At 60.8% G+C, this 6111-nt stretch carries 4 protein-coding genes; 3 read left to right on the top strand and 1 reads right to left on the bottom strand.

Features of this window, described 5'->3' with window-relative positions; translation table 11 throughout:
- Positions 1-163 precede the first annotated feature (163 nt).
- The 3 genes from OSA81_13125 to OSA81_13115 all read left to right on the top strand — a co-directional run bounded on the left by OSA81_13125 (position 164) and on the right by OSA81_13115 (position 5060).
- Entirely contained in the window at positions 164-946 is a 783-nt protein-coding gene (locus tag OSA81_13125) for an NUDIX hydrolase (protein MDE0899943.1), read from the top strand.
- 128 nt (positions 947-1074) lie between these two features.
- The gene (locus tag OSA81_13120; GenBank protein MDE0899942.1) at positions 1075-3843 is read left to right on the top strand and encodes an AAA family ATPase; all 2769 of its coding nucleotides are present in this window, start codon (positions 1075-1077) and stop codon (positions 3841-3843) included.
- Complete coding sequence (locus tag OSA81_13115) at positions 3840-5060, top strand: hypothetical protein (protein ID MDE0899941.1); 1221 nt, start codon at positions 3840-3842, stop codon at positions 5058-5060. Before OSA81_13120 ends, OSA81_13115 begins: the two co-directional genes overlap by 4 nt.
- Before the next feature lie 54 nt (positions 5061-5114).
- Here OSA81_13115 and OSA81_13110 read toward each other — a convergent pair.
- A partial coding sequence (locus OSA81_13110) for a phosphoribosyltransferase family protein (GenBank protein MDE0899940.1) occupies positions 5115-6111 on the bottom strand: 997 nt, incomplete at its 5' end.

Raw genomic sequence — 6111 nt, 5'->3', positions numbered from 1 at the left:
TTTGTTAACCGCGTTGGAGGCCCGTGACGTGCTCGAAACTGTCCACACCTCCATTATGAGGGAGGGGTGTGACAGTCCAATTCAACCCATATTCAAGTCACAACAACAATAACTCTATCCGATGGTATTTGTCTATGCAACACCAACTGCTAGGTTGGTGTGCGTGACTAGCGAGGCCGAAGCTCAGGTCGACTACAACGCAGGTGACTATCCGCCGTTTGCGGTCACCGTGGACGTGGCGATCTTCACCATCGTCAACGACGCCCTCCAGGTACTCCTCGTCGAACGCGGTGAGCCACCGTTCCTCGGATCATGGGCGCTCCCGGGTGGGTTTGTCAGACCGGACGAGAACCTCGACCAGGCAGCCAACCGGGAGCTTTTGGAAGAAACCGGGGTGGATGCCGGGTCGGTGCACCTTGAACAACTCGGCACCTTCGGCTCACCGGACCGCGACCCGCGTATGCGGGTGGTGACCGTCGCCTACTGGGCCATCCTCGGCGATCTGTCAGAACTACACCCAGCGGCGGGCAGCGACGCCCGCGATGCAGGTCTCGTCCCCGTGTCAAAGATCGAAGCTGGTGGGCTCAGGCTGGCCTTCGACCACTCGGCGATCATCCACGAAGCCATAGAACGCACCCGCTCCAAACTCGAGTACACGACACTGGCCACAGCGTTCTGTCCGCCGGAGTTCACGATCAGCCAACTCCGCAGGGTCTATGAAACGGTGTGGAACACCCGACTCGACCCGGGGAATTTCCATCGCAAGGTGAAGAACACCGCCGACTTTGTCCAACTGGTCGGTGCCTACAGTGACCCGGGAGAAGAAGGCGGCCGGCCCGCTGAAATGTACATACCTGGCCCGGCGCTGATGTTGGATTCGCCGCTGGACCGAGGAGTGCCGGTTCCCCTCAGAGACTCCGACGCAGAAGGCGACCCTCTGCGCTGACGCCTTGGGTTCGCCTGATGGGTTGCGGAGGGCAATCCGAGTTGAGGGGAGTTGCGGCCCGCACAGCAGTTTCAACAGGGCGTTGTGGCTCCGGAGACTCTCAAAAAGGCTTCGGTTAGGGTGTGGCCGTGGTTGAGCTTGACGAGGTTGAGTGGTCGTTCCGCATACGCCGGTACGAACAGCTCAAGGAAGCGTTCGCCGACGAGGTAGCTGAGGCGATGGCCTCGGCACAGGCCGAACGTGAAAGCGCCCGCCCAGAGCTCGACGGGATCATTAGCGCCTTCAAGGAGTCGTTGGACTTACAGGCGTTTCGTGCCGGGATGGACCAGTGGGCCCGAGGGAAGTCGTGGTACGGCTTCGGTGGGCCGAACGGTGCAATGTTTCTCAACCAACTCATTAACGACAGTGAACCCGCCGAGATCACCCCCGTGCTGGTTGGGGCGTTAACACCCCCGGGAAACGAAAAAGCAGCAGTCAACCAGATTGAGGCGCTCGTCTCGCTTGTGGAACGGCTTAGACAGGGTGGTAGCGGAGCTGCTGTAGGCAGGGTGGGTGCCCTGCTTTCTTGGTTTTGGTGGCTTGAAGCACCAGATGAGTGGCCGGTCAGTTGGACCAGCGCCTCAGATGCGCTACAGAAGCTCGGATTCCTACCCGAGGGCATGCCATCTGCCGATCAATATCTCCTCTACCGGGAGCATTTCAAGAGGTTCGGGCCTTCAGTGGAAGTTGAGCAGACCCTCGCTTCCGTGTCTAAGGCTCCGCTGCTCGGGTTAGACGTCACAGCCGTTGACCGCTGCCAGCGCGGCGCCGAGCTGGCCCGAGAACCCGCCGAGGACGACGGCACCTACGACTTAAATCGCCGCAACGTGGCGGTTCTGGTCCAGATGGCCCGCCATATGGCAAAACCCCTCGGAAAAGTGGTCGAGGAATGCCTTGGGGCGGAACAGAAACGCGGATGGGCGGGCGAATTTTGGGCTGGTCACAAAAGTCGGCTCCGCGAAGACGTTTGGACGAGTTGGCGGCCTGAAGTTGGACATCGAACACCGCAGATCAATCTGATTGTTTCGACCACCGGCGTGTCGATCGGCCTCTACGCCTCGTCTCACCAAAACGACGGCAAGGGCTACAGCAGACTGGTATTTGACCTTCTCCAAGACAACAAGCCACCCGACACCGAGTGGATGACATGGGGTTACGCATTAACCGAGGAAGTACCGCTTGAGGATCGGCCGAGTTGGGCAATGCTCGGCAAGAAGATCCCCTTAGAAGAGCTCACCACCGCAGAGTCGCTTGAACAATCCGTGAGAGAAGTGGCGACCGCTCTCCGGCCAGCCTTCGAGTTGGTTTGGAAAGCCGATACATCACCGGGACCACCGGCACCGGCACCGCCAACCGGCGACCTCCGAGAGCTAGCAGCTCGGTTCTTGCAAGAAAGCGGTTACCCCACCGAGGCCGATACTTCTCAGAAAGCGCAGCAAGAGATCTGGGAGCAAATGTTGCAGCCTCAGAACCTGCCCTCGATTCCCCTTGCTGAGATTCGCCGCATCTACAACGGCGGCACCTACGGCCACCCAGGGCCGCAGAGCATCCTCAACACAACAATTCGCGACGGAGGCGACGCGGCGTTCCAACGCCTGCTCGTCGCGCTCAACCACCTGCTCTGGGACCAAGACGAACCCTTCGAAAGCCGCATTGACCGGGTGATGAACGACGACGACCGTGGTCTCCGCGGTTTTAAAGAAAGCGTCATCATGAAGTTCCTCGCGATCGCCTACCCGGAAAGGTTCCTGGCGCTTTACGTGTTCAGCGGCGAGCAAGGAAAAGCCGCAGCCCTATCGCTGCTCGGCCAACAATCTCCCGACCTGACCGAGCCGGTCGGCCGTCGACATGTTCTCTCCAATGATGCGCTCCGAGCAATCACCGAACCACTGTTCCCAGGTGACCTTTGGGCCCAGTCCCGGTTCCTCTATTGGCTGAGGGACCAAGGCGACGTGATCGACGATCCTGACGAAGAAGACCGGATTGGTAACGCTGCCGAGGACCTCTATCTGTCTCGCGACTTCTTAGACGAGGTCCACGGCCTTCTCGAACGACATCGCCAAGTCATCTTCTATGGGCCACCCGGTACGGGTAAGACCTATGTAGCGCGCCGGCTCGCTGAAGCCATCGCACCAAACGAAGAGCAGAGAATGCTCATCCAGTTCCACCCGTCGACCAGCTACGAGGACTTCATCGAGGGATACCGACCGGTAAGCACCGGCAGCGACGACATCGTTTACAAGCTCGTCGACGGGCCGCTGCGAATCATGGCCGACCGGGCCGCATCCGATCCGCTGAACCGGCCCCACATCCTGATCATCGACGAGATCAACCGGGCCAACCTGGCCAAAGTCCTCGGCGAGTTGCTGTTCCTCCTCGAATACCGGGAGGCTGAGATCTACCCCCTTTACCGGTCCGACGAGCCGTTCAGCCTTCCAGACAACCTGTGGCTTCTCGGCACCATGAACACCGCCGACCGGTCGATCGCCACCGTCGACGTGGCACTCCGCCGCCGGTTCCACTTCGTCCCGTTCATCCCCGACGACCGGGACGAAAATCCGATCTCTGGACTGCTGGGCCGCTGGCTCGCCGCCAACGACGAACCCGCGTGGGTTGCCGACCTCGTCGACGGCGTGAACCAGCAGCTCCGAAAAGAACTCGGCGGCGACCATCTTCTGCTCGGCCCGAGCTACTTCATGACCAAAGGCCTCGACCGCGACCAGCTCTCCCTGATCTGGCGCTACCAGATCGGACCGATGCTCAACGACCTGTTCTTCGGCGACGAAAGGGCGAAACGGTTCCGGTTCGACAGCGTCTGGAAAGAACACGGCCCGGACCAACCATCAGAGACCCCGTGACCCAAATCGCCCTTAGCGAATGGAAAGAGATCACCGTTTCGCTCCCGCGACCAGTTGTCACCCACCTAGCCGACCAGCACCGCAACCACCTGGCCCTCACACCTACCGGCGACCCGGACGTGTGGCAGCTCAGAACCGCCCAATACGTGGGAACCATCCGTTCCCACGACCACTCCCTGCTCATCACCCCCAAAGTGCCCCTACCGAACCTGCTGGCCCTCATGAGCGTGGAGGTTCCCTCAGAGATCTGGCACTCCGAAACCGTCGACCTGGCAACCGACCCGGACCTGCTGTCGGTCATGGTCCGCCTGTTCTGCGTGGCTTGCGAATCAACCACCCGCCGAGGCCTACGAAGCGACTACGTGCCCCGCCAAGAGATGCTGATCTCACCGCGAGGCCGGATCGATATTCGGGCCATCATCAACCGGCCCGGCCTCAAAGTTCCCGTTCCCTGCCGGTATGACGAACATTCGCCCGATATTGAACTCAACCGGCTCCTTCGCGCCGCGCTGAGAATTGCGACACGAACCGGGGACCTGTCACCTCACTGGCGGTACCGGCTCCGGCTTCAGCTCGCCGAATTTGAAGGCGTCACCGACACGCACAGCGACCCCTCTTGGGTTGACTCGTGGAACCCTCAACCAATGGAACGGCACTACGAATCCTCAGTGCGACTCGCATCGCTAATACTCGCCGGAACGTCGATCAGCTCACGGTTCGGTGAACAACCAGCGCACTCGTTCCTATTGGATATGAACACCCTGTTCGAGCGGTACGTCACCCGACGCCTCCAAGACGCATCCCCCGACATCACCGTTGAAGCCCAACCAAAATCCAAGCTCGATGAAACCGGCAAAGTCGACATCAACCCCGACATCGTCTTCCACCGGGACGGCTGGCCGGTCGCCGTGGCCGACACCAAATACAAACTCCTCGAGGCCGGCACCGGAAAATCAAGCGACTACTACCAGGCGCTGGCCTACGCCACCGCCTACGGGCTCAACGAGGCGTGGCTCATCTACGCACGAACCCCGGGCGAAGAACCGGCCGGAACGATTCGGGTCCGCAACTCGCCGGTCACGATCCGCACAGTTGGGTTGGACCTCAACGTTCCCATTGCCCAACTCGACCAGCAGATCACCTCCTTAGCAGAACTGATCAGCGACAAACCAGGACCAACAGAGGCCCCTACCGGTCAACTCATCGGAGCAGGTTGACCGGGGTCTTGTCGCTCGGCGACCGTGGGAGCGCTTGATTCGCCCCAAACCGGTTCAGAATAAGGTCTGGCCGTCGTGCTCGTCGCACGGTAAGTGGTGCCGTCGGAGCCAACAGCTAGAGGTCGTTGGTTCAGTCGTTTCGTGGGAGCTGGACCAGGTGAGTACTCGGACCACCTCGGCTCCTGCCTCGACTAGGGCCTTGACGCAGCCGTTCATGGTGTTCCCATCAGTGACCTGGTCATCGACGAGGATGACCGTCCGACCGGTGAGGTCGTGCTGGGGGTCGCGCCGGACGGCGATGCGCCCACCCCGCCGCTTCTCCAGCGCGTTGATGAACTCGCATTCGAGGATTTCGGCAACCCTCTGCCCAAGCCTGAGCGAGCATTGGCCTGGCTGTCTGGCCGACATGGTGTTGCTGGGGGCCGGGACGATAGCGAAGCCTGGTTGGTCGGTCTCAGACAGGGCGTTCCCGGCGAGCACGAGTGCAACAAAGCTCAGAAGCGACTGATGGACTTCGGAACCGGAACGCATTCCGTGGCCCCAGTCTTTGATGGCTTGCCAAAGGTGCTGTCCGTATTCCACATGCCAGTAGGGCCACATGGCCCGAAGCTCGAAGGTGCGCTCAGGGTGGTTGGGTACGGGAAGTTCGTTGACTCGAAGCGGCGGGAACACTCGAGCGGCAGCAGCCGCCGACTCGGTCCCAGATTCGCCGTTGATTTCGTTGAGCGTCACTAGCCGTGGGTCAAACCCGAAGCGGCTCTCGGTTAGGTCCAGCGTCGTGACACATTCACGAGCCTCTGCCGACAAATACCTCAGGATCAGGGCCTGGAGTCGCGCCCGGTGTTGTGCCGGGTACTGGCGTAGCGCGACAACCCCCGCGGCAGTTGCCCTGTCGTGGTTGGTCGACGTTTCAAGGGTCTCGATCTGCCCAGGTGCCAGGGGCGCTCCGGATCGGACCGTGTCGATCACGTCCTCCATGGTGAACGTCGCTTGTTGCAGTTCGCCGAACTCGACGCGGCAAGCAGGGTTCCAACAGACCCTCAGTATTTCA

The sequence above is a fragment of the Longimicrobiales bacterium genome, assembly GCA_028823235.1.
Classification (GTDB): Bacteria; Gemmatimonadota; Gemmatimonadetes; order Longimicrobiales; family Gaopeijiaceae; genus UBA2589.
Note: the sequence above shows the minus strand (reverse complement) of the source record. Positions and strands in the feature narration are given on the sequence as shown.